The sequence below is a fragment of the Imtechella halotolerans genome (assembly GCF_028743515.2).
Lineage (GTDB): Bacteria > Bacteroidota > Bacteroidia > Flavobacteriales > Flavobacteriaceae > Imtechella > Imtechella halotolerans.
This window is the reverse complement of record NZ_CP117969.2, coordinates 1,109,331-1,132,999: the sequence shown is the minus strand read 5'-3', so window position 1 is coordinate 1,132,999 and position 23,669 is coordinate 1,109,331. Positions and strand designations below refer to the sequence as shown.

Below are 23,669 nucleotides of genomic sequence, written 5' to 3'. Positions count from 1 at the left end.
ATATTATTCGTATCTTAAAGCCTCAACAGGATCCAATCTGGAAGCTTTTATAGCAGGATATAGTCCTGAAATTATAGCTACAATAAAGGAGATAGAAATCGCTAAGACAATAGCTCCCCAAGGTATTATAAACTTGAAGCTTAAAGCAGAGGCAATGGCATATCCCAGACCAATACCCAATAGGATTCCAACTAAACCTCCTATTTGTGCAATAACAATAGTTTCCATAAAAAATTGGAAGGATATGTCGTTTCTTTTAGCGCCTAATGCTTTTCGTATACCAATTTCTTTAGTTCTTTCTGTTACAGATACAAGCATAATGTTTAGTAGCGCAATGGAAGAACCGAAAATGGTAATCAATCCTATAAGAAAACCTGCAATATTAATACCAGTTGTAGCTGCTCCAATTCGTTGAATAAGGTCATCGCTGCGTTCAATACCAAAGTTATTTTCTTCAACAGGACTTAAGGAACGGATGTTTCTCATGGTGAGAATTGCTTCCTCTTGTGCCTGCTCTAGAAAGTCTTTTTCACTTACTTTTACACTTATGCGATAATTGACATTAGGTTGGGTAAATATGGATCTGGCTGATTGAAGAGGTATAAGTACTCTTAAATCTTGGTTATTTCCAAAGGTAGAGCCCTTGCTTTTTAGGACACCTATCACTTTAAATTTAGCACCTCGAAGACTAATTGTTTTGTCTAATGGGTTGATATCTTTAAATAGATTCTTTTCGAAATCTGATCCTACAATACAGACATTAATATTGTTTGAAATGTCAAAAGAAGTAAAGTCACGACCAGCGGACAAGTCAAGGCCTGAATTGGTTAAAAACATATCATCCACTCCTAAAATACTTACCTCTGGATCTGTTTTTAGATTTTCATACTTTACCTCAGTAGCCATTGATGCGGTGAACGATAGGGATGTTTGCGCATATGGTAAGTTGTAGTCATCCTTAAATTCTTTTGCATCAATATATGATAAGGGGGGATTTATTTTTTCAATTGTCCCTCCTGCTGCTCGAACATTAGTGTCATAGCGATTAATGGAAAAGGTGTTAGCTCCCATGGAGGCAAAATCACTTGATAGGGTGTTTTTTAGAGCTGTTACCACACTTAGAATACCTACTAAGGCGGTAATACCAATTGCGATAATTAGAATAGTTAATATTGTACGCAAAAGCTGACTTTTGATCGAATCTAGTGCTATACGTATGTTTTCTCTAAGGAGTAACCACATTGTCTTTGAAATTATAAGCTATATGTATGCTTTTTATTCAGAAAGTTACAAGAGAATGGAAATTTAACTATTGTAAAATCTTAGTCTTGAAGTTCTAACCAGTTTTTAAACGAGAAAAAATTCTGAGGAGCTACTCCATGGCCAACAGGGAATTCTTCGTACACATGTTTTATTTTAAATTGGTCCAGAAAATCGGGAGTTTTTCTAGCCCATTCTACGGGTATTACCTGGTCTACACTTCCGTGAGAGGCATATACTGCTAAATTAGAAAAGTCATTTGATTGAAATTCGGGTTTTAAAATACCCTGATTAATATAGCCACTAAGTGCAATCACGTTCTTTACTTTTTCTGGATAGGACAGGGCAACAGCATAACTTAATATACTTCCTTGGCTAAATCCAAGTAAGGTAACATTAGTTGGATCAAGTTGATATTCATTACAGGCTTCTGTAATGAAATTAGCAATAAGATCCCGTGAAGCAATTGCTTGGTTATCGTCACTCCATTTACCGTCTATCGCATCAAAATGAATCGCATACCAGGCATAACCATAGGGTTGCAATTCATTAGGCGCCTCTACTGAAATAATACAAAATTTGGAAGGCAATTCACTGGCAAAAGAAAATAAATCTTCCTTATTACTGCCATAACCATGAAACATGAATAGTACAGCTGGGTTCTTTATTGAGGTATCGGCTGGACGAATAATATGTGTAAGCGAAAGTGAAGCTGTTTTCATAAGTAACTATTGAATGAATGTAAACCATTTTTGAAAATGTGTCCCAATAAGTGGAACTGTTGCCTTACGTAATTGTACGGCAGCAATAAATCCATAAATCCAGAGTATCGTTACAAATATATAAAAGCCCATCGAGGCTAACCAACTGTCAAAATAGGTAACCAATATCCCTAAACTATAGAATAGGATATGAATGCCAAATGCTTGGCGTATATGAAATCGTGCAAATTCATTTTTGGATTCAATATTCATAAAGATGGCAATAATACTGCCGATAATTGTAATATAACTGACAAGTGCAGTTGTTTTTCCTTCTAAAGCGGTATTCATGATATAAATTACTGAATGATAAGTTGATTTTTTGCGATAATTCCTTGAGCCTTTCCTTTCAGTGTGTGTCCAAGAAATATACTATTGAGGGAAGTGGAATGTATATCCTTTTCTGAAAAGGTATAAGATTCTTCAGGTAAGAAAAGTGTTAGATTAGCCTGATTTCCTTCTTCAATCGGATGTACCTCACATCCGAAACGTTTTTTACCGGCTGTGAGTATTTCAATGGTCTTTTCGGTGCCAAAAAGGCTGTTTAAAGCACCAAAGGCACTTTCTAATCCAATGCTGCCATAGGCTGCGTGGTCAAATTCTACTTGTTTTAACTCAATATTAAGTGGATTATGATCGGATGTAACCATGTCAATTGTGCCGTCTAATACTGCAGCTCTTAGAGCGGCTACTTGTTCTTTATTTCGAAGAGGAGGCATTAGTTTGTAATGTGAATCAAAACCATCAAGCATCTCATCGTCAAAGAATAGATTTGAAATAGCCACGCTGCAGCTAACATCTAATCCTTTTGCTTTGGCATTCGAAATAAGGGCAATTGATTCACTAGTGGATATAGTAGGAATATGTAATTTACCTCCTGTGTATTCCAATATGGTGAGTTCTCGAGCCACGTGTAGCACTTCCGCAAGGGCAGGGATTCCTTTTAATCCTAATTTAGTGGATGAGATATGTTCATTTACAATTCCTTTTCCCGCAATTTTTGAGTCGTTGGGGAAGGATAGTACGAGTCCATCGAAATTTTGAGCATACTGTAACGCTATTTTTACAAGATTTGCATTGCTGATGGATTTCTTATAATCACCAAATGCTATAGCGCCTGCCTTTTGCATATCATAGAGTTCTGCAAGTGCTTCTCCTTGACTTCCTGTAGTTAAGGCCCCTATAGGTAATAAGGTTACACCATGTTCTTTTGACTGTGCTTTTATAAAAGCAATGTCGGCATGGGAATCTGCTACGGGGTTGGTATTTGGATTTACAGCAACAGTTGTGAAACCGCTGAGGGCTGAAGTACGTAATCCATTTTCAAGTGTTTCACGTTCCTCGTAGCCTGGTTCTCCAAAACTAACACTGCTATCGAACCAACCTTGAGAGACATATAGTCCAGACATGATTTTATCAGCCGGGAGGTCAGCTAGATTACCAATTTTAAGTATTTGGCCATTTTCAATTAGAATATCTTGAGTAGTAAGATGATGCGAACTACTGGCATCAATAATGGTTGCTGATGTAAGGAGAATCTTCATGAAAGATATTTTAGAATAAGCATTTCAATAACCAGAAATACCAATGCAAAAATAACAAACCATTTCCAATAGCCTTGAATGCTGCCCTCATATTTTACACTTAGTAATGTATCTTTTAATGTTTTTCCAGATAAGTTCTCAATTGATTGTGAAGGATGGTATTGCAAAACACTCTCATTGCGAGAATAATTAAAACTTATATTTTCAAGGGTGGTATTATCATGTACAAGTGCATAGGTTCCTGCCAGTGGTATTTCGTCTGTCACTGTAATTCTAGTTTTAGTATTGTAGGCTCTTTGTAAGGGAATGATAGAGAGCTCCTTTGAAACCAATTCTAAGGTTTGATCCCTCTGCATGGCATACGGGATTTCAATCTCATTAGGTCTGCCTATAGTGTAATAGGGTACTGGTAATTGGAGACTTTGTCGTGCGATGTTATAGAAAATAGGAACAATTAATGGGGACTGTTTAAAGTTACTATTTTCTTCAGAGATGGAGGCCGTAAAAATATAGACGTGGTTATAATTGGTAAGAAAAGGAGTTTGATCTTGAAACATCAGAATGGAAGGGTTTCCTGGTCCTGATTTTAAAGGGAAATATGAGTTAACTTTTGGATATTGGAAATTGGAAACATTCGATTCAAATACATTATCAAGCAGGGGATGAGAAGTTTTTATTTCTGTGATCAATTGGGCTGAGTTACTAGGGGATTCATAACGATATCCAAAACTTGAAAGCAGCGTATTATAAGAATCAGTATTGGAAGATTTATTGGGAATAACCAAAAGGCTTCCTCCAGAATCGACAAAGGATTGAATGGCCACCCTTAGACTTTCAGATAGAGCTTCAAGTTCATTTAATATAAGTAGATGTTGATCTGGCAAGAGACCAAAATCAACAGAAGCATAATCTGTGGTAGTTAATAGAAATTCGTCAGAAGGATAAAGTTTTTTTAAGAAAGTATCATCCGCCTCATTGATAGCCATAACTTTTATTTTATCGGGTCGTTGTATTGAAAAGAAAAGTTCGTTGTCATGAGGTAATGAATTATCCTCAATACTTACACTTCCGTTAAATTGAGTTTGAGAGGGTATTTGAAAAGTAGCCATTCCTTCCGGTGTAAGTTCTATGGCAGTTTTTGAACTTAGTAGGCCTTTTTCTCGTAGACTTACAGTTACTTTATTCTGAGGTTCACTGGCTGAGATAAAAACTGAAATAGTAGTATAATCCTCCAAGTCATTTTCAATAGCGAGACTATCAATAGCTATATTGTTTTGTTTGTTGGGACGAAGCTGAATGGGATGGTAGGTTATGGTACTGTCAATTTCTTGAGGTGGTAAAGGGTGATTGTTTTGAAAATCAGAAATAAAAAAAAGATGTTTACTAGAAGTAGTATTTTCAATGAAAGAGGTAGCTCTTAAAAGGGCTGTCTCATAGGGAAGTTCATTAGGAGAAAAATGGATTCCTAATAGTTCATTTTTGATACTTCCCAGAGATACATCTTTCCATTGATTATCATTCGTAATAAGGGTTATTTTATCATCATCATCCAATGCTCCAATAATTTCTTGAGTAGCTTGTTGTACTAAATTTCCACGTTCTCCTTGTGCTTGCATACTGAAGGAATTGTCAATATAGATTACCAACTGGTTGGGTGCTTTTGAAACAGTGGAATTTGGTTTAAATGGTTTGGCAAATGCAATACAGAGACATCCCAGGGCAAGTAAGCGAGAAAGTAAGGTTAGCCATTTTTTAAGTTGTGAACTTTTTCGAGTTTGAAAACTAATCTTTTTTAATAACGCAATATTGGTGAAAGCTACTTTTTGAAATTTCCGAAGTTGAAATAGATGTACAATTATGGGGATAGCCAATGCCAGAAGAGACCATAAAAGAGCCGGATATTGGAATTGCATTATATATTTTAAATTTAAAATTAATATTTAGCTGATTTTCCCTTAAAGTTCGTATTTGTTATAAAATCCCTAATATGATCATTGGCAAGTTTTAGGTCCTCAGCCCGTAAATACATCATATGTCCACTTCGATATCCTTCAAATCGCATTCTGTCTTTTAATTGTCCGCTGGGATCTAATTGCCACATCGTGTATTTGGCATCAAAATAGGAAGTAGCCCCATCATAATAGCCGGATTGGATTAAGATATTAAGGTATGGATTTTGAGCCATTGCTTGACGTAGATTTTCTCCGGTTTTATCCCCAGAGCGGTCCCAAGGATGTACAGGTCCGAACATATTGTATTTTACGTCTGTTTTAAATTTTAATTCCTGACTAATATAGTAGTTAATTGCAGGAGTAAAGGAATGCAACCAGGAAGTAAGTTCGGAATTGTAGTCGGGACTATCACCAGCTTGTTTTCTATCTAGACCTAGGTAGCGAGAGTCTAAACGTCCAATTGTGAATCCTTGATTGCGAAGTAAATCTTTCCAGAAAAATGAGGTGGATATATCTAAATTATTTTGGAGAATTGATTTCTTATCTAATCCAGAATAATAAGCTATTTTCTCCGCTACCTCGTTCCGTTTAGCGTAATTTAAAAAACCACCTAGAGCCAAGGCAGGTAAAAGTTCATTTATGGCGTATTGTTCTGATTCTTCTAATACCTCTAACAGGTCCTTTTGTTGGAGCGCAACCGGTAGCACCTTATGGTACCAGGCCGCGGCTGTAAAATAGGGTAGGCGATTTGCGATGTCTACAATTCCATTTCTTTCAATACCCATGTCTGTTGGAGAAACTAATATTACCCCATTGAGGTACATCCATTGTCTGTTTTGTAATTCAAGTGCCAATCCAGAAACGCGTGTAGTTCCATAGCTTTCACCAATTAGGTATTTTGGAGAACGCCAACGGTTTTTCCTAGAAACAAAGGTGTTAATCCAATCTGCCAGGTATTTTATATCTGCATTAACTCCAAAAAATTTAGTCCGGTCAACTTCTTTACCACTTTCAGGTATAGTTCTAGAGTAAGCCGTGTTTACTGGATTTACATATACAATGTCCGCGACATCAAGGATAGAATGAGGATTGTCTTTTACACCATAAGGTTGAACTGGATAGCCTTCGTCGTCGATTTTTAAAATTTTAGGTCCCGTATAGGCAAGATGCATCCATACGGAAGCAGAGCCTGGACCACCGTTAAACGAGATGACCAAAGGTCGATCTGAGTTATCTTTAACATCTGTGCGCTCATAATAGGTATGGAATAGGGAAGCTATAGGATTTCCATTTTCATCCCACACAGGTTGCATTCCAGCAGAGGCTTTATAGGGGACTATTTTACCTCCTATAGACACTTGTCCAGTTGTTATAGCTAAGGTGTCTACCGGAATGGTTCTTTTTTGGGAATAGGAAAGTAGTGAGATAAGAGTAAATAGGAATGCAAAGGTAGTTTTAGTGGTCATAAGTGTGTTTTTGTCAGTTATAAAAATACTGAAAATTAAATGCACTGTCCTAAAATTTTTCAAAAACACCTAAACCGAATAGCGCAAAATCATACTTTACTGGGTCATTTGGATCGAGCTTCCTAAGGGAAGTGTCTAGTTCAGTTAAGGCTTTTCCATCATTTTGCTTTCTGGAAAGCAGCCCAAGTTTTCGTGCGACATTACCAGAATGTACATCTAATGGACATGATAATTTGGCAGGTGAAATGTTTTTCCAAAGTCCAAAATCAACTCCAGTGTCATTAGGTCTTACCATCCATCTAAGGAACATATTAAGGCGTTTAGCGGCGGAACCTCTATTAGGATCTGATATATGTTTTTGACTTCTTGAAGGATGTGGGATTTCAAAAAAAAGTTGTTTAAATAGACTTATAGCCTCTTGCATTGAATTTTGTCCTTGATGGTTGGTAAACACAGCTTCCAATCCACCATGGAGTGAATAGATATATTTTAATGATTTTATAAATGCCACAAAATCGTCCCCATTAAAGGTGCGATGAACAAATGGATGTAACTTTTCTAGGTCGATATGACTATGGTTCATAACAAAATCATAGGGAGCTTGTCCCATGAAATTCATCATTCGATCTGCATTTGAAATAATCATTTTTCTATTGCCCCATGCTATGGTGGCTGAGAGGAATGCAGCAATTTCAATATCTTCCTTCTTGGTGAAACGATGGGGTATTTGTATAGGATCAGAATCAATAAAATGAGTCTGATTGTATTGAATTACTTTTTCATCGAGAAAGACTTTAAGGTCTTCTAGTGAAAGCATTTCATTCTTCATTACATGGAATCTACAATTAAACCATCTACCATCGTAAGCTTTCTATCGGCCATTTCTGCTAATTGCTCATTGTGCGTCACTAATACAAATGTTTGTCCAAGTGAATCACGTAAATCGAAAAATAGGCGGTGTAATTTTTCAGCACTTTCGGAATCTAGGTTTCCACTTGGTTCATCTGCAAAAATTATAGAAGGTTTATTCATCAACGCTCTAGCTACCGCAACACGCTGTTGCTCACCCCCAGAGAGTTCACTAGGTTTGTGTTGTAGTCTTGTGGCCAATCCTAAATGTGTTAAAAGCTCAATAGCCCTATGTTCAGCTTGTTCTTTGGGAACATTGTTAATGTAAGCTGGAATACATACATTTTCTAAAGCAGTAAATTCGGGTAAAAGCTGATGGAATTGGAAAATAAATCCAATGTGCTCATTCCGGAATTTAGCTAGGTTTTTGTCATTTAGGTTTTCTACTGATACCCCATTGATTTCAATAGAAGATCCATGTGATGGTGTCATTCTATCCAAGGTACCTAAAATTTGTAATAGGGTAGTTTTTCCTGCACCTGAAGCACCTACAATAGCTACAATTTCCCCCTTTTTAATATGTAAATCCACTCCCTTAAGTACTTCCAGAGAGCCAAATGTTTTGTGGATGTTTTTTGCTTTGATCATCTGAATTCTTTCAAGCGGTTAAAATACAAAAAGCCTACTAACTTTTGAATAATTGCCGCGCTTTATTGACATCTATATAATAAATTAAACGTAATGAAAATGAGTGTAAAGCTGGTTGATTAAATAAATTTTCTAAACTTTGATTAAAGTCGAGATTTGCCAACTTATCTTGATTAAACAACTGATTTCGATAAAGTAGGATAGCTTCACTTCCTGGTGCAAATCGCCAGTTAAAACTAAGATCAATATTCCAAATATTGAAATTGGTATTTGGATCATATACGTCAGTGTCCCAATTAGTGCTAGTTTTACTTCCATCTGGGTTTAGCGTAAAATATTCATTAGAGCTGTAGTTGGCAGTACTCCAAAAATTTCTAAAACGTAGATTAATGGATTTATAAGGATCAAAATTATAACTACCGCGTAAGCTATGTTCTATACTTTTTACGTCTCTTTGCCCTAAGATAACATCTTCATCCGTACGAGTGACAAATCCAAAATAATTGTCTTGTAAATTAAAGATAGACTTCCAAACCAACAGAAGTTTATCGGAAAAGCGATACCTTGGTTCCAATGTTAATGAATATCCTTTCATTGGAGCCTCTTTATAAGAAAGGAAACTTGCTCTCACATCATAGGCAAACTTATTTCTATAATCCGAAGATACCCAGGCATTCGCTCCAGCATTCGCATTATAAAGAACATACTTTCCAGGAACACGGGGTTCAAAATAATCTTTGAATTGAGTGTTATAATTTGCTCCACCTCCAAAGGCAAATCTTTTTACTGTAAAAAAGAAAGTGGATAGGCCAAAAGACGTCATAGTATGTACTCCAGGGTCCAGTAATCTATTTTGATTTACGGTCAGTCGGACATTCATATCATTAAACTTCCCGACAGGTTGAAAAATTCTATAGGATAATTCACCTTGAAAATTGTTATAGTTGTTTCTAAATAATATTCCTAAATCATTCGGATTGTAGCTTTTATTTGCGAGTTCATGAGCTAGGCTCCATCTGAATTTTCCTTTGGTTTTAGAAAGTGAAAATGCCGTTTGCATGCCACTGGTTGTTCCATCTTCTCGTACCTGACTCATTTTTACCTCACCTGTAGAGTTGTAGGTATTTGAAGAATTATAAATGTTATAGAGAACACCTGTTACATTGGCATCTCTGAAGTCGCCAGCTCTTGTAACATTTGTATTAATAAGGGTAACCGAGGAGTTTTTATTGAACTGCTGATCCAAAACTAGAATGTTGTAATTGGAAAGTGGCTCTGTGATAATACTGCGTTTCTCTCCGGTGGCTGTGTTCAGAATATGAGCTTTCGTTTCCTTGGTGATGGCATTAAAGAGACCAATGCCCAGATTATGTTTATTTCTTCCTGAGATTTTTAGTGCGTTAATGAGTTCTACCTTCGAAGGATTGTTTGTAATTATTTCGTTATCATATAGTTGAGATTCGACAGTGTCCATTCTAGAAGGTCTTCCTCCAACACGACGACTATAAAATAGATTGCCTTTATTGTATAGTTCAGTACCTTCGGTGAAGAATTGTCGGTTTTCAGAGAATTGTTGTTCAAAAGGGGATAGATTTAACTCCACGTTATCGAAGGCTGCTTGTCCGAAATCAGGAATTAAAGTGGCATCTAAGGTAAAACTATCGCTTAATCCATATTTTACATCCATTCCTGCAGAGAAATCATTCTGAGTCAGACTGTTTAAGGTAGTTGAAGTGCCTTGTAAAAAAGGGTAAAGTTGCAATCTCAAAGGAGGATCAATAGCAGTAATTCCAGTTAATTTGCCGTTATATTGATTGGTGTTTCCTATTTCTCTATTAATAAAATTCCAGCTATAATTTTCATTGAGATGTTTTATTTCTCTAAAGAAATTAATCCCCCATTCCTGTTGCTCCTTTCTAGGAAAGCGCAATGCACTATAGGGAATTTCAAATTCAGCGTACCAACCTTGTTCATCAAATGAAATCTCTGCTTTAAAAACTACATTATAACTAAAATCATCTTCGCCCAAGCTATTGCGAGAATCACCAATAGTTCCTGCGGATGTAACATAAAACCGTGTTTCATTAATGCCATCGTCTAGAGTGTTGATCATTACTCCAAAAACGTCATTTTGTTCAAAAACATCATCACGTTGAGTAAATTGTCTAAGTATTTTATTTGGTTCATTATCATATAGATAGGCTGCTATGTAAATAGCCTCATCATTGTAAGCAACTTTAACCTGCGTGGGATGAGTGGTTCTTTCTTCTTTCCCATTATGAGGTTCATGGCCAATAAAATTACCAGAAGCTGGTATATGTTGCCACACATCATCAGTAAGTATTCCATCTATTTTTGGTGCTGTTTGAATTCTAACGGCTTGAATAGATTTTCTCTCTTGAGCCAATGATGTGGAATAAGAAATAAGTGATATTAGTAAAATGACAACTACGTTTATACGGTTGTAGTCATAGCGCATGGTCTTGTTGGTTTTGGTTTTGTTAACACAAATCTAACAGACTTTGACTCTTTGAAATGCTAAGCAAACGTTAAAATGGGGTTGGGTAGGTTCACGATTAATTACCTTTTCTGTGAAAGAAAATGTACCTTTACCTACCATAGAAATGAAAATATATGAATGCAGAGTTTGAAATTGCTTATTTAGCAGGTGGATGTTTTTGGTGTACAGAGGCTGTGTTTAAACGGGTACCAGGTGTATTAGACGTTACACCAGGATATACTGGAGGGACCATAAAAAACCCTGCATATCGAGAAATTTGTACTGGCAGAACAGGTCATGCTGAAGTTATCAGAATTCGTTTTCAGCCGGCTATAGTGTCATATAGAGAATTGTTAGATCTATTTTTTATGACCCATGATCCTACAACCCTTAATCGTCAAGGTCATGATATAGGAACACAATATCGATCTGCTATTTTTACTGTAGATCAAGAGCAGGAATTTATAGCGCTACAATCCATTAAGCAGTGGGATAAGGCAGCAACCTATTCTCAGCCTATAGTAACTCAAGTGGTTCCTTTTGAGGTGTTTTATCCGGCTGAAGTTGAACATAAAGACTACTTTGATTTACATCCGGAGCAATCTTATTGTCAGTTTGTCATTGTACCAAAATTAGAAAAACTTAAAGCATATTTGAATTCACTTTAACATCCGATTTATGTCCTATAAAAAATTTGAAGAATACAATATCAAGGTTACAAAAGAGGTAAAACATGGTTATCAGGAGATTATCAAAACATTGGGTGAGGATATTCATAGAGAGGGCCTTTTGAAGACTCCTGAACGAGCTGCAAAAGCAATGCAGTTTCTAACATCTGGTTATCACCTGGATGCAGATGAAATTCTTAAAAGTGCCATGTTTAAGGAAAGCTATAATGATATGGTCATTGTAAAGGATATTGAGATATATTCTTTATGTGAACATCACATGCTTCCATTTTATGGAAAAGCTCATATTGCTTATATTCCAGACGGACAAATTGTAGGACTGAGTAAAATACCACGTATAGTGGATGTATTTGCCAGACGTTTACAGGTTCAGGAAAGGCTTACTCATGATATTTTGGAGTGTTTAAATAGAACTTTAAAACCACAAGGAGTTGCTGTTGTCATCGAGGCCTCGCATATGTGTATGATGATGCGTGGTGTTCAAAAACAAAATTCGGTAACTACTACTTCAGGCTTTAGAGGTCAGTTTATGAAGAATGAAACAAGGAATGAGTTTTTGAAACTAATAAGTTCCGATTTGTCACGCTAATAGATACTAGGAAACTTTTATTTTGACTACGGTAATCCTGCTAATAGTTGAAAAATGAATTTAAAATTTTAATGTGTGAAAAATAAACCTAATTATAAAAAACTAGCTATCAGTATCTTGTTGGATTTGATAGGAATGCTTTCATTTGTTATTCCTTTTGTAGGTGAATTTGGTGATGTGGTTTGGGCACCTTTAAGTGGATGGATAATGACTCGAATGTATAAAGGAACTACAGGAAAAATAGCTGGTGCTGTTACTTTTATTGAAGAAATTCTCCCAGGGGTTGACATTATACCTTCCTTTACACTTATGTGGATTTATGCAAGTTTTATTGAAAAGGATAAAATGCTGGACAAATAGAATAAAAAAACATCCGCAACTGCGGATGTTTTTAATTTAAGTTGAACTCGGTCCATTAAAGAGTTAAAGAGACACCTAGTGTAATATTTCGTCCCATATTGGAAATTCCATCCGATTTTAATCGCGAAAGGTGTGAAATATAGGTTTTGTCCAATAGGTTATTTGCACTCAACCAAATTTTAACAGGATTCTTTTCACTGGAGAATGTTTTACCAATTCCTATGTTTAATAACGAATAGCCAGATGATGCAGTTTCAAATAATCCCGGTTTATCTTGTTTAAGAATATTTTGCAGGGTTATAAAGGCGTAGCTATCCGATAAAAATCCTTGATTTATTTCTGCTCTAAAGGTATTGGTTAGCACATTAGCTGGGATTAATGGAATGTAGTCACCATTATCTTGTTTGCCTATGACTCCTTCATAGCTACTTTCATAATGTAACCATTCGATGGAATGTGGGTGAAAATGGAAACCTATTTCCCCTCCATATAATTTAGCGTCATCTTGGTGGTAGTGAAATACAGGGATTGCATTTACTAAGGTCCCATCAGGTTGAAGATAAATAAAGTTAGCTACTTTATTATAAAAGGCATTAACATACATTTCGATATGTTTACTTTTTAGCTCTATTGAAAAGTCCATTTGAATGTTTTGCTCACTCTTTAAATCTGGATTTCCTATTTCATAACGATTGGCGCCATGGTGGGCTCCATTTGAAGTTAACTCCGAAAGGTTTGGTGCCCTAAATCCAGTAGCAAGATTAATTCTAGTTACTAATTTTGGAGCTAATTCAGTGCGCAGACCTGCTGATGCATTAAAACTATTAAAGGATCTATTTACCTCAATTTCATCCTCGTGTACATCTCCATGGTCATGATCATGCTCATGATGATCGGTAGCAATATTGCGGTTATCATAACGTAAACCTAACTGAATATCATTGTTCTTTAAATGAATATGTGAAGTAACAAAAACCCCAAAATCGTCAGTAGAGGCATTAGGAATTAATGTTTCTTCCCCATGGTTTTTATTGGTCTGAACCATACCTTGTACTCCGAATACGGTTTCTAATTTTCCAATAGGTGCAAGGTTGTAGGCTACATTATAACTAAAGGTGTTTAACTGCATATCTAATGCAGCATGCTCTTCCTCATGTGCTTCCTCTTCCTCTTCATGAGCTTCTCCTTCTTCATGATGGTGATGACCTTCAAATTCTTGGCGTTTGTTAGCCACAAATCCAAAGGTGGCGTCTAAACTGCTGTTTTTAAAGAAAAAATTTGTTTTCGAGCTTAGTATATGTGTCTGTAAATCTTGATAAGGTTCTAATGGAGTTCTATATGCAGATTGTTCTTCTATACCTTCAGGAATTCCAACTAAAGAATTATTATAGTTATATCTAAGGTCTGTTTTAAAGTTGTTTTTTTGATATCCAACTCCTGTTTTGAAATCATATTCTTTAAATCGGGTATTGGTTACACGATCCCCACCACCAATTTTATAATCTTCATGGGATACAAATGAACCTCTTGCCAGGAACTTAAATGAATTTCCAGACGTTTTGGCCCCTGCAGACAGGTTAAGACCGTTAGTGTTACTATTTAAAATACTGCTTAATGATCCTTGTGTGGTACCTGCATCTGCAAATCGTTCTGGATTGATATATAATACACCACCTAAAGCATCAGAACCATAGAGTAGTGAAGCTGGTCCTTTTATGACTTCAACACTCTCTACACCGTTATCATTAAGACCTAAGCCATGTTCGCCTCCAAATTGTTGATTTTCTAAACGAATATTTTGTGTATAAACTAATACCCTATTAGAACTCAATCCACGTATTACAGGTTTTCCAATTGCCGTACCTGTAGAAACGCTGTTGACTCCTGGAATGGTTGCGATACCATCTATAAGTGTATTGGCCCCTTGTTGTTGCATTTGAGTTAGGCTCTTTTGAGATACCTTCATAACATTCTCACTTTGCAGTTTATGAAAAGGCGTAGATACAATTACCTGTTCAATTTCAACTGCAGAAGGTTCTAATGAAATTTGCAATGTATTATTTCCAGTGGTTATGTCAACATTCTTTGAAAAGGTAGCAAAACCTAGAACAGAAACAACTAACTTATAACTTCCAGCAGGAATATTTGTGATTTCAAAAGCACCAGATTCATCGGTTGAAGCACCTTTCTCTAACTGGGGTAAATACACGGATGCGAAGGGTATACCTTGTTTTGTTTCATTATCAATAACGGTCCCTTTAAAAATATTTTGAGCAACAATCACTTGTATGCACAATAGAAAACTCAATGTAATAAGATATTTATTCATTTTTTATAATTATAATAATACTAAAAATTACCCCTGAAATAAGGGGGTTAAAAAAACGGCACAAATTATACTAGAGAGGGTGGGCCGCGCAGCTCAAAATGAAGCTGTTTATAGTATGATAAAAATGAATAATAAAGAAAATTATGCTTTACCTGATAGGTTATTTCAACACAATCAAATGAAGTCGATGAGAAAATAACAGGATTATTGAGGTTAAATTTATAAAACTCGCAATCCACATCAGTTTTATGAAAGTGAGTTGTAGTGTGGTGGTTTTCACAAATTTCATGCTCGTGTTGGCTAAAAATGTGAGAAAGTTTTAACGCAGTAGGGAACATGATAACACTACTAAGTGTTACCATTAGGAGGAATAAGGATATGTTGTATTTATTTTTCAAATTTTAATCCCTAAACTTCGTAACATTTTCTTTTCAAAATTCCAGAAAAACTGAAATTGACCAAATAGCCATCCAAAGAAAACCAATAATACTTGATAAGGAGGAAAGATTAACAAAATTCTAACAGGCCAGTAAATCCACTTATTGGTGGTTTCAAGCTCTAGACCAATCCATTCAGTTATTGGGCTAGCAATCATAGAGGCAGTAGTTCCTGTAATACCAAAAACAATAAATATGATAACTAATTGGAAGTTGGAAGTGATGTTCCATCGCTCCTTAAGCTTTTTCATAAGGTTAATTTTGTGGCAAAGATAGGCTTTTTAAAATGGATAAAAAATCCAATGAAATCAATATGAAAGGGGATTGAAGTTACCCTATGTTTATCTTCAGTGAGCCTTGAAAGGTAATTAGATTCTTGGGAGCCATGGGCCAAGACGTTGGTTGTATTTACGTTGAAAATAAATTAAATAGTTGTATAACTGATAGTTAACCTCATAGCCGTAATCTACTCCTTGTTCATAATTAATTTGCATTTCATATAAATTGGAATCATAAAACTGAGGTTGGGTAACCCTTTGATTCCATTCCATAACCATAATACGATTTCTATTTTCTAAAAATGATTGTGAATAGTATCCCCTTGGATGAGCAATACTATAAAGCCAGGAGTAAAACCCTGGATCAATGATAGTAATTTCATATTCAAGCTCTTCATTTTCAATAGTTACAGGGTCACCGTTTGTGGTTTCAAAGGCCGCTTTCTCGGCATCTGATACCACCATTCTTTGGCTTTGACAGCCAGAAAAAAGGATTAATAGCCATACGATGAATATACACTGTTTCATTTTATTAAGTTACAAAAAAAAACCATAACACCTTCTCAACACCTTGTTAATTATGTTCTTACGAGAAGGTGTGATTGGATTATTTTTTCTTAAAGAGACTTCCAAGGAGAGAACCTGCTGTACTTTTTTTATTGTTTCCTCCAAGAACCATACCGGCTACATCATCAATGATGCTACCGTCACCATCGGCATCCAATAAGGAGGTTAGAAGGCTTCCACCTTTGGAGCCTCCGCCTAGACCCTCTAGTAATCCCCCCAAACCATCTGTGGTTGAAACGTTTTTTTCTTTCGCTTGTTTCCCTAAATATCCCATTAGGATTGGGGCAGCAATTTTTAGGATTTGAGCAATTTGCTGTGAACTTATTCCAGTTTTTTTACTAATTCCATTTTCAATAGCTGTTTGTTTACCTCCAAGTATATGTCCTAAAATCCCAGAACCATCTTGTAGGACATCTGAATTTACTCCACCTTGAAAAAGATCTCCTAAATTGTCTAAAATACTACCATCATGCTTTGAAGTAAGTGCTCCTAATAGACTTTGAGCTCCTTGTGCACTGGTAGCATTTTGTTGCATAGCTCCCATTAATGCAGGTAAAGCCATTGAAAGTACCTCTGAGGTCTGTTCACTACTTATACCTGCTTCATTTCCTGTTTTGGTAATTAATTGTTTACCTAAATCACTGTTTAATAATTCAAAAATATCTGGCATACTATAAAATGTTTAAGCTGAAAAAATACAAACAAAAAAGCCCATATCAAAATGATAGGGCTTTAATAATATGTAATATTAATGTAATTATACGGTTTTCAATAACGATATAATCTGTGAAGCCAATTCTGTACCTATACGGTCTTGAGCTTCATTAGTAGCCGCACCGATATGAGGTGTTAGTGATACATTTGGATGCATTAATACTTGAATAGCAGGAGAAGGTTCATTTTCAAATACGTCCAGACCTGCAAAAGCTACTTTTTTGCTATCCATTGCATGAAGTAAAGCTACTTCGTCAATTACGCCACCTCTGGCCGCATTTACGATTCCAACACCGTCTTTCATCAATTCAAATTCAGGTTGACCAATTACATATTCCTTTTGTGCAGGAACGTGTAAAGTAATGAAATCTGCTTTAGATAGTACTTCTTCTTTAGTAGTGGTTTGAATAGTAAAGGTAAGTGATTGTCCATCGAAAAAGTCTAAAGATATACTTGTTTGCTCAATAAAAGGATCAAATGCAATTACCTTCATTCCCAAGCCTAATGCTACTTTAGCTGTGGCTTGCCCAATTCGTCCAATACCAAGGATTCCTAGTGTTTTTCCACGTAATTCTACCCCAGCACCATATGCTTTCTTTAATTCATTAAATCGAGAATCTCCTTCTAATGGCATATTACGGTTGGCATCATGCAGAAAGCGAACACCACTGAAAAGATGAGCAAAAACTAATTCGGCCACTGACTCAGAAGAAGCTGCAGGTGTATTGATTACATGTAATCCTTTTTCTTTTGCATAGGCTACATCAATATTATCCATACCAACACCACCACGTCCTATTATTTTAAGAGAAGGGCATGCATCAATTACGTCTTGACGAACTTTGGTTGCTGAGCGTACCAATAAAACATCTACCTCATGTGTGTTTATGTAGTTAATTAACTGTTCTTGTGCTACTTTGGTTGTAATAACTTCCAATCCGCCGGCTTGAAGAGCTTCAATTCCACTTTGTGATATTCCGTCGTTAGCTAATATTTTCATTTTCTTAATTTTTTTTATTTTTTTGAATTCAATAACCACCTTTACCTTGTATTTTATGTTAGTTAATACATAGTAGATGGAAACTGTTGAATGGTATTACGCTTTACGTTCAAACTCTTTCATGACATCTACCAATACCTTTACACTTTCAAGTGGCATGGCATTATATATGGAAGCGCGGTATCCACCTACGCTGCGGTGTCCGTTAAGTCCGCTAATACCTGCCTCTTTCCATAGCGTATCAAAAATGTCTTTTTGACCTTCATTTGTAAGGTTAAAAGTTGCGTTCATAAGTGAACGGTCTTCGGTGGCTGCGAACCCTTTAAAAAGAGGGTTACGATCGATTTCATGATACAAAAGAGATGCTTTTTCCTTGTTTATTTTCTCAATGGCTGCAACTCCACCTAGTTGTTTCAACCACTCCATAGTTAACAAAGACACATACACTGCAAAAACAGCTGGTGTGTGGTACATACTTTCTTTGGCAATATGGGATTGATAATTAAGAATGTTAGGAATAGCTCTAGATACCTTTCCTAGAATGGATTCCTTCACAACGACTAAAGTGGTTCCTGCAGGTCCCATGTTCTTTTGAGCACCTGCATAGATTAAGTCTATTTTTGAGTAATCAATTTCTCGTGAGAAAATATCTGAACTCATATCACAAACTACCGGAATTTCAGAAGACGGTACCTCCTTGAATTGTGTTCCAAAAATAGTGTTGTTCGAAGTGAAATGGAAATAATCTGCATCTTGAGGAACTACAATGTCTTTTGGGATATAATTGTAGTTTTGGTCCTTTGAAGAAGAAATAATATCAATGTCTCCTAAAAATCGTGCTTCTTTAATAGCGTTTGCAGACCAAGTACCTGTATCGGCATATACAGCTCTTTTCTCCAATAAGTTATAGGCAACTGATAGGAATTGCATACTGGCTCCTCCTTGAAGGAATAGGGCTTGGTATCCCTTTCCTTCGAGTCCTAATAATTCAATGGCTAATGAACGGGCTTGTTCCATAACAGCTACAAACTTTTTATCTCTATGAGATATTTCCATTATGGAAAGCCCCATATTCTCGAAATCTAGAATAGCCTGCGCTGATTGGTGAATGACCGGTTGCGGCAATATTGACGGTCCGGCACTGAAATTGTGTTTTTTCATAGTAATTTTTGGTGTATCGAAAATGCAGTACAAATTTGGTGATTATCTGAAAAAAGATGTAAAAAAACTTGTAAACATTTCACCTTAAATTTGTTAAAAACAAAAGTGTGTCTACTCCATCTGCATAATCCCATAATTGTGGTTTTTGGGTATGACCAAAAGATACTTGGTTTGCGAAATGGTTTTTTCCAACAATGCATTGAATTTTATCGGAGTCCGCCATAAGCCTTTCTTTAAGCTCTTCTAGATTGTTATAAGATTCGTAAAAAAGAGTGGCAATAGGGGATGCATACTGAGTATCTTCTTTTAACATAAGAAAACCGTTTTCTAATAATGGAATTAAACTCATCAGATAAACCGCTTTATTATAATCGTAATTGTTGGCATATTTATCCTCATTCACAATGGGGTGATATGAATATATAGCTTTAAAAAAGGCGTCAAAATCATACCCTTCAGGAACAAAAAGTTTTGATACATTTCGACAACCTAGACCGTAATATCTAAAAATGTCTTCTCCTAAAGCTTCCAATTCTTCTTTAGTTTCAGTACCAGTTAGAACGGCAACTGAATTACGATTTCTTCGAATAATGTGAGGTTTTTGACCAAAGTAGTATTCAAAATAACGAGCAGTATTATCACTTCCTGTGGCTATGACTGCATCAAATTCCGGAAGTTTTTCAGATGAGAAATTAATTTTTTGCTCAAAACATGCGGAAACTACTTGAAGATATTCAGCTAATATGGGTAAAAGTTTTGTGTCATTACTTGATTGTTTTACAATAACTTCATGTCCCGAAATTAGAACACTTAAGAAATCATGAAACCCAACCAGTGGAATATTTCCTGCCATGATTATTGCAACTTTTTTCGGTACAATTGCTGAAAAATCATAATTATTTAACCATTTTGATAGGTTCTCTTCTGAAAGCGCATCGCTCCAAGATTCACAGGCAAATAGTATATTTTCTCTAGAAAACCAGCCATTGTATAGCCCTGCTTGTTCTATAGCACTGGTAAATCGGTCAAAAAAAAGATCGTTATAGGGTACTGAATTATTTTTGGTTATTTCAGTAGTAGAGAATTGCTTTAGAAAGCTTCCTAGAGTAATAAATGCCGATTTGCGATGGTTTAACGTCATAAACGTTTGTTTTTATCTTCGAATTGAAATATTTTTGCATACAAATTTACGGAAAGCACATATGCTAATCCAAGCTTTCAAGAATAAGATTTGAAAAGTGCTTGGAGAAACTTTTAAAAACCTTTAACCATGGCTATTATAATTACCGATGAATGTATCAATTGCGGCGCATGTGAGCCGGAATGCCCAAATACAGCAATATATGAAGGTGCCGATGATTGGCGCTATAGTGACGGAACTGCATTAAATGGAAGTATTGTACTTCCTAATGGAAAAGAAGTTAATGCAGATGATGCTCAAACACCAATCAGTGATGATATATATTATATTGTACCTGATAAATGTACGGAGTGTAAAGGGTTTCATGAAGAACCACAATGTGCTGCAGTTTGTCCGGTAGATTGTTGTGTTCCTGATGATAGTCACGTGGAGACAGAAGAGGAACTTCTAGGTAAGCAACGATTTATGCATCCAGAGTAGGGAGAAGTAAAAGATTATAGGAAAAGGGTCGAAAAAGTATTTTCGGCTTTTTTTTTGGAAATAAACAAGGGTGTACTTCTATGATCAAGATACATTTAAAAGGTTTCTTTGTATTCCGCATTACCTTATGTTCTAAAATGCATTTAGTTTAATTATATTTGCCGCTCAAAATTAAAGACCCATGAAAGCAGGTATAGTAGGATTACCCAATGTTGGAAAATCGACCTTATTCAATTGTTTATCCAATGCTAAAGCGCAAAGTGCTAATTTTCCTTTTTGTACTATTGAGCCTAATTTAGGTGTAGTTAATGTTCCAGATCCTAGATTGGAAAAATTAGAAACACTGGTAGTTCCTGAACGTGTACAGCCTGCTACTGTAGAAATTGTGGATATTGCAGGTTTGGTTAAAGGTGCAAGTAAAGGAGAAGGATTGGGAAATCAATTTTTGGGCAATATACGTGAATGTAATGCCATTATTCACGTGTTGAGATGTTTTGATAATGATAATATAGTTCACGTAGACGGTCGTGTAGATCCTATTAGAGATAAGGAGACTATTGATATTGAACTTCAATTAAAAGACCTTGATACGGTAGATAAAAGACTTGAAAAGGTAAATCGTGCCGCGAAGACAGGTGATAAAAATGCTATTAAAGAACAAGCTACCTTAGTGAAGTTTAAGAATGCTTTGGAGGCAGGAATTTCTGCTAGAGCTGTTGAAGTAGATGAGGAGGAAGCTGATTTAATGAAAGGTTTTCAATTACTTACTGCAAAACCAATATTATATGTTTGTAATGTAGATGAAGCTTCTGCTAAAAGTGGAAATGCCTATGTAGACAGGGTTAAAGAAACAGTAAAGGATGAAAATGCAGAAATTATTGTGTTGGCTGTGGCTACGGAGGCCGATATTGCTGAATTAGAAGATTACGAGGAACGGCAGATGTTCCTTCAGGATATTGGACTTGAAGAGCCAGGATCGTCTGTACTCATTCGTGCAGCATATAAATTATTAAACCTGCAAACGTATTTTACTGCAGGTGTTAAGGAGGTTCGTGCTTGGACCATTCCAATTGGAGCTACCGCACCTCAGGCCGCAGGAGTTATCCATACTGATTTTGAAAAAGGATTTATTCGTGCTGAAGTTATTGCTTATAACGACTACGTATCTTTTGGTAGTGAGGCTAAGGTTAAAGAAGCGGGTAAAATGCGAGTGGAAGGAAAGGAATATATTGTGCAGGATGGAGATGTAATGCACTTCCGATTTAACGTGTAATTATTAGTTAAATATAATACTATCTAAGCTGTCGGGAATAATTTCGACAGTTTTTTTTTAATATCTACGTACCATGAATATTCGTCACGCGACTCCGAAAGATGCAAAAGCCATTGCTACTCATTTAATGTTAGCTATGGAAGATATTGTATATGTTTTTATTGGGGAACAAAACTATGATAAAGCCTTTTCTTTTTTACAACATTTTGCCCAATTGCCAGCGAATCAGTATTCATACGAGAATTGTTTGGTTGTAGAGGAGCAAGGAGAGGTGGTGGCTGTGGTTAATGTGTATTATGGAGGGCAGCTATCTAAATTAAGACTTCCTATTAAAACGTACATTGAAGAGCAATATAGCGTTCCATTTAACCCTGAGGATGAAACTTCCCAAGGCGAGTGGTATATTGATACCTTGGGAGTACACCCCAATCAGCAAGGTAAAGGGGTAGGTTCCTTATTGTTAAACTATCTCATTGAGGAACGTGTTACAAAACTACAACAAACCCTTGGTCTTTTAGTAGACTTGGATAATCCAAATGCCAAACGACTTTATCTAAAACTTGGATTTAAATCCGTTGGAGAGAAGACGCTGGCTGGAAAACAGATGGATCATTTACAATTACGTCCCTTGTAATAATTAATCCGTTATTAGAATTAGATAAAATTTACTTGCATTAATTAGGAATCCTAACTATATTTGTGTCATCTAATTTTAATCTTAATTATTATGAAAAAATCAATTTTTTATCATGCTGGTTGCCCAGTTTGTGTAAGTGCAGAACATGATATCATAGAACTATTAGGTTCTAATAATGTAGAGGTAGTTCATTTTGGAGAAGATACTACACGAATTAATGAAGCCGAAATGGCAGGTGTGAAATCGGTTCCTGCTCTTGTAACGCCTAATGGTAATGTCTTGCATATCAATTTTGGTGCTTCTATGGCTGACGTGAAAGCCTAATTTTTTAGCCCTATACTGTTAGGATAACTAACTTTATAGGGCTTAATTTTATATTATAGCATAAACAACGCTATATTTGTATTCCATTTTTTTAGTTATGGCTTCAGCATTTAATCCCGAAAGACAAGAAAGTAATATTGATAGTAAAATTGTCGTGGCATTAGAACGTATATCTGAAGCTTTTAGGGTCTTGCTGTGGGATGAAAGTAGAGATACTACATTGAGTCCAATACAATTGCAGATACTCATCTTTATATTATTTCATCAACCAGAAAAATGTAAGGTAAGTTATCTTGCCAATGAATTTAATATGACTAAGGCCACTATAAGCGATAGTGTAAAGGTGTTACTTCAAAAACAATTAATAGCCAAGCTTCCTGATAGTAATGACACAAGAAGTCATATCATCTCTCTCACCGATATAGGTAGGGGAGTTGCTCAAAAGGCTGCTTTGTTTGCAGGGAAATTAGAAAAACCTTTACACAAATTAGATATTGATCAAAAAGAGGTGATGCTTAGTGGGTTATTACGCCTTATACATGAGCTTACCGTAGCTGGAATTATTACTTTGCAACGTATGTGTTTTACTTGCACAAATTATAAAAAGCAGGGTGAAAATCATTACTGCAAATTACTAGAAACAACTCTACATCAGCGGGAAATTAGAATTGATTGCCCTGAGCATGTTTCTGGTTTGTAATATAAATTTG

General features: G+C 35.9%; 24 protein-coding genes. 8 read left to right on the top strand and 16 right to left on the bottom strand.

What is annotated here, in order from left to right:
* Positions 1-3: 3 nt before the first annotated feature.
* The 9 genes from PT603_RS05155 to PT603_RS05115 all read right to left on the bottom strand — a co-directional run bounded on the left by PT603_RS05155 (position 4) and on the right by PT603_RS05115 (position 10,959).
* Positions 4-1,242 carry an ABC transporter permease gene (locus PT603_RS05155; protein WP_008241088.1) on the bottom strand — a complete coding sequence of 413 codons (1,239 nt, stop codon included), beginning with the start codon at positions 1,240-1,242 and terminating at the stop codon, positions 4-6.
* 80 nt (positions 1,243-1,322) lie between these two features.
* On the bottom strand, positions 1,323-1,982 hold the full coding sequence (locus tag PT603_RS05150; protein ID WP_008241087.1) for an alpha/beta hydrolase: 660 nt from the start codon (positions 1,980-1,982) through the stop codon (positions 1,323-1,325).
* A gap of 6 nt (positions 1,983-1,988) precedes the next feature.
* Positions 1,989-2,312 carry a membrane protein gene (locus tag PT603_RS05145; RefSeq protein ID WP_008241086.1) on the bottom strand — a complete coding sequence of 108 codons (324 nt, stop codon included), beginning with the start codon at positions 2,310-2,312 and terminating at the stop codon, positions 1,989-1,991.
* A gap of 8 nt (positions 2,313-2,320) precedes the next feature.
* Positions 2,321-3,565 carry a dihydroorotase gene (locus PT603_RS05140; protein ID WP_008241085.1) on the bottom strand — a complete coding sequence of 415 codons (1,245 nt, stop codon included), beginning with the start codon at positions 3,563-3,565 and terminating at the stop codon, positions 2,321-2,323.
* Positions 3,562-5,478: a vWA domain-containing protein gene (locus tag PT603_RS05135; protein WP_008241084.1), complete on the bottom strand. Its 1,917-nt coding sequence runs from the start codon at positions 5,476-5,478 to the stop codon at positions 3,562-3,564. Before PT603_RS05135 ends, PT603_RS05140 begins: the two co-directional genes overlap by 4 nt.
* 20 nt (positions 5,479-5,498) lie before the next feature.
* Positions 5,499-6,983: a S10 family peptidase gene (locus PT603_RS05130; protein ID WP_008241083.1), complete on the bottom strand. Its 1,485-nt coding sequence runs from the start codon at positions 6,981-6,983 to the stop codon at positions 5,499-5,501.
* A 49-nt stretch (positions 6,984-7,032) separates the two neighbouring features.
* Positions 7,033-7,812: a TIGR02757 family protein gene (locus PT603_RS05125; protein ID WP_008241081.1), complete on the bottom strand. Its 780-nt coding sequence runs from the start codon at positions 7,810-7,812 to the stop codon at positions 7,033-7,035.
* Positions 7,812-8,480, bottom strand: a complete 669-nt coding sequence (locus tag PT603_RS05120) for an ABC transporter ATP-binding protein (RefSeq protein ID WP_008241079.1) — start codon at positions 8,478-8,480, stop codon at positions 7,812-7,814. Before PT603_RS05120 ends, PT603_RS05125 begins: the two co-directional genes overlap by 1 nt.
* Before the next feature lie 37 nt (positions 8,481-8,517).
* Entirely contained in the window at positions 8,518-10,959 is a 2,442-nt protein-coding gene (locus PT603_RS05115) for a DUF5916 domain-containing protein (protein ID WP_008241076.1), read from the bottom strand.
* 155 nt (positions 10,960-11,114) lie between these two features.
* On the opposite strand from PT603_RS05115, the gene msrA reads away from it, so the two are divergent.
* The 3 genes from msrA to PT603_RS05100 all read left to right on the top strand — a co-directional run bounded on the left by msrA (position 11,115) and on the right by PT603_RS05100 (position 12,618).
* On the top strand, positions 11,115-11,648 hold the full coding sequence (gene msrA / locus PT603_RS05110) for a peptide-methionine (S)-S-oxide reductase MsrA (protein WP_008241074.1): 534 nt from the start codon (positions 11,115-11,117) through the stop codon (positions 11,646-11,648).
* 10 nt (positions 11,649-11,658) lie between these two features.
* On the top strand, positions 11,659-12,258 hold the full coding sequence (gene folE, locus PT603_RS05105; RefSeq protein WP_008241072.1) for a GTP cyclohydrolase I FolE: 600 nt from the start codon (positions 11,659-11,661) through the stop codon (positions 12,256-12,258).
* Positions 12,259-12,333: 75 nt separating this feature from the next.
* A complete protein-coding gene (locus tag PT603_RS05100; protein ID WP_008241070.1) occupies positions 12,334-12,618 on the top strand; it encodes a hypothetical protein in 285 nt (94 codons plus the stop codon).
* Between the two features lie 55 nt (positions 12,619-12,673).
* Here the strand turns inward: PT603_RS05100 and PT603_RS05095 are convergent, their stop codons facing one another.
* The 7 genes from PT603_RS05095 to PT603_RS05065 all read right to left on the bottom strand — a co-directional run bounded on the left by PT603_RS05095 (position 12,674) and on the right by PT603_RS05065 (position 20,245).
* Positions 12,674-14,947, bottom strand: coding sequence for a TonB-dependent receptor (locus PT603_RS05095; RefSeq protein WP_008241066.1), 2,274 nt, complete (start codon positions 14,945-14,947; stop codon positions 12,674-12,676).
* A 394-nt stretch (positions 14,948-15,341) separates the two neighbouring features.
* On the bottom strand, positions 15,342-15,635 hold the full coding sequence (locus PT603_RS05090; RefSeq protein WP_008241065.1) for a DUF6787 family protein: 294 nt from the start codon (positions 15,633-15,635) through the stop codon (positions 15,342-15,344).
* Positions 15,636-15,752: 117 nt separating this feature from the next.
* The gene (locus PT603_RS05085) at positions 15,753-16,190 is read right to left on the bottom strand and encodes a DUF6146 family protein (protein WP_040488931.1); all 438 of its coding nucleotides are present in this window, start codon (positions 16,188-16,190) and stop codon (positions 15,753-15,755) included.
* A gap of 79 nt (positions 16,191-16,269) precedes the next feature.
* Positions 16,270-16,899 (bottom strand): DUF937 domain-containing protein, encoded by a 630-nt coding sequence (locus PT603_RS05080; RefSeq protein ID WP_008241062.1) that lies wholly within the window; start codon positions 16,897-16,899, stop codon positions 16,270-16,272.
* Positions 16,900-16,986: 87 nt separating this feature from the next.
* On the bottom strand, positions 16,987-17,943 hold the full coding sequence (locus tag PT603_RS05075) for a D-2-hydroxyacid dehydrogenase (RefSeq protein ID WP_008241060.1): 957 nt from the start codon (positions 17,941-17,943) through the stop codon (positions 16,987-16,989).
* Between the two features lie 96 nt (positions 17,944-18,039).
* Complete coding sequence (serC, locus tag PT603_RS05070) at positions 18,040-19,104, bottom strand: 3-phosphoserine/phosphohydroxythreonine transaminase (protein WP_008241059.1); 1,065 nt, start codon at positions 19,102-19,104, stop codon at positions 18,040-18,042.
* Between the two features lie 79 nt (positions 19,105-19,183).
* Complete coding sequence (locus PT603_RS05065) at positions 19,184-20,245, bottom strand: acyl-CoA reductase (RefSeq protein ID WP_008241057.1); 1,062 nt, start codon at positions 20,243-20,245, stop codon at positions 19,184-19,186.
* Between the two features lie 129 nt (positions 20,246-20,374).
* Between PT603_RS05065 and PT603_RS05060 the strand changes: the two genes are divergently transcribed.
* The 5 genes from PT603_RS05060 to PT603_RS05040 all read left to right on the top strand — a co-directional run bounded on the left by PT603_RS05060 (position 20,375) and on the right by PT603_RS05040 (position 23,659).
* Positions 20,375-20,725 (top strand): 4Fe-4S dicluster domain-containing protein, encoded by a 351-nt coding sequence (locus PT603_RS05060; RefSeq protein WP_008241056.1) that lies wholly within the window; start codon positions 20,375-20,377, stop codon positions 20,723-20,725.
* Positions 20,726-20,906: 181 nt separating this feature from the next.
* Complete coding sequence (gene ychF, locus PT603_RS05055; protein WP_008241055.1) at positions 20,907-21,998, top strand: redox-regulated ATPase YchF; 1,092 nt, start codon at positions 20,907-20,909, stop codon at positions 21,996-21,998.
* Positions 21,999-22,071: 73 nt separating this feature from the next.
* Entirely contained in the window at positions 22,072-22,632 is a 561-nt protein-coding gene (locus PT603_RS05050) for a GNAT family N-acetyltransferase (protein WP_008241052.1), read from the top strand.
* A 93-nt stretch (positions 22,633-22,725) separates the two neighbouring features.
* Positions 22,726-22,959 (top strand): thioredoxin, encoded by a 234-nt coding sequence (locus PT603_RS05045; protein WP_008241050.1) that lies wholly within the window; start codon positions 22,726-22,728, stop codon positions 22,957-22,959.
* A gap of 76 nt (positions 22,960-23,035) precedes the next feature.
* On the top strand, positions 23,036-23,659 hold the full coding sequence (locus tag PT603_RS05040; RefSeq protein WP_008241046.1) for a MarR family winged helix-turn-helix transcriptional regulator: 624 nt from the start codon (positions 23,036-23,038) through the stop codon (positions 23,657-23,659).
* Positions 23,660-23,669: the final 10 nt, after the last annotated feature.

Coding starts and splice junctions, on each gene's coding strand:
- PT603_RS05155 (WP_008241088.1), bottom strand. CDS start 1,242: ATGTGGTTACTCCTTAGAGAAAACATACGTATAGCACTAGATTCGATC.
- PT603_RS05150 (WP_008241087.1), bottom strand. CDS start 1,982: ATGAAAACAGCTTCACTTTCGCTTACACATATTATTCGTCCAGCCGAT.
- PT603_RS05145 (WP_008241086.1), bottom strand. CDS start 2,312: ATGAATACCGCTTTAGAAGGAAAAACAACTGCACTTGTCAGTTATATT.
- PT603_RS05140 (WP_008241085.1), bottom strand. CDS start 3,565: ATGAAGATTCTCCTTACATCAGCAACCATTATTGATGCCAGTAGTTCG.
- PT603_RS05135 (WP_008241084.1), bottom strand. CDS start 5,478: ATGCAATTCCAATATCCGGCTCTTTTATGGTCTCTTCTGGCATTGGCT.
- PT603_RS05130 (WP_008241083.1), bottom strand. CDS start 6,983: ATGACCACTAAAACTACCTTTGCATTCCTATTTACTCTTATCTCACTA.
- PT603_RS05125 (WP_008241081.1), bottom strand. CDS start 7,812: ATGAAGAATGAAATGCTTTCACTAGAAGACCTTAAAGTCTTTCTCGAT.
- PT603_RS05120 (WP_008241079.1), bottom strand. CDS start 8,480: ATGATCAAAGCAAAAAACATCCACAAAACATTTGGCTCTCTGGAAGTA.
- PT603_RS05115 (WP_008241076.1), bottom strand. CDS start 10,959: ATGCGCTATGACTACAACCGTATAAACGTAGTTGTCATTTTACTAATA.
- msrA (WP_008241074.1), top strand. CDS start 11,115: ATGAATGCAGAGTTTGAAATTGCTTATTTAGCAGGTGGATGTTTTTGG.
- folE (WP_008241072.1), top strand. CDS start 11,659: ATGTCCTATAAAAAATTTGAAGAATACAATATCAAGGTTACAAAAGAG.
- PT603_RS05095 (WP_008241066.1), bottom strand. CDS start 14,947: ATGAATAAATATCTTATTACATTGAGTTTTCTATTGTGCATACAAGTG.
- PT603_RS05090 (WP_008241065.1), bottom strand. CDS start 15,635: ATGAAAAAGCTTAAGGAGCGATGGAACATCACTTCCAACTTCCAATTA.
- PT603_RS05085 (WP_040488931.1), bottom strand. CDS start 16,190: ATGAAACAGTGTATATTCATCGTATGGCTATTAATCCTTTTTTCTGGC.
- PT603_RS05080 (WP_008241062.1), bottom strand. CDS start 16,899: ATGCCAGATATTTTTGAATTATTAAACAGTGATTTAGGTAAACAATTA.
- PT603_RS05075 (WP_008241060.1), bottom strand. CDS start 17,943: ATGAAAATATTAGCTAACGACGGAATATCACAAAGTGGAATTGAAGCT.
- serC (WP_008241059.1), bottom strand. CDS start 19,104: ATGAAAAAACACAATTTCAGTGCCGGACCGTCAATATTGCCGCAACCG.
- PT603_RS05065 (WP_008241057.1), bottom strand. CDS start 20,245: ATGACGTTAAACCATCGCAAATCGGCATTTATTACTCTAGGAAGCTTT.
- PT603_RS05060 (WP_008241056.1), top strand. CDS start 20,375: ATGGCTATTATAATTACCGATGAATGTATCAATTGCGGCGCATGTGAG.
- ychF (WP_008241055.1), top strand. CDS start 20,907: ATGAAAGCAGGTATAGTAGGATTACCCAATGTTGGAAAATCGACCTTA.
- PT603_RS05050 (WP_008241052.1), top strand. CDS start 22,072: ATGAATATTCGTCACGCGACTCCGAAAGATGCAAAAGCCATTGCTACT.
- PT603_RS05045 (WP_008241050.1), top strand. CDS start 22,726: ATGAAAAAATCAATTTTTTATCATGCTGGTTGCCCAGTTTGTGTAAGT.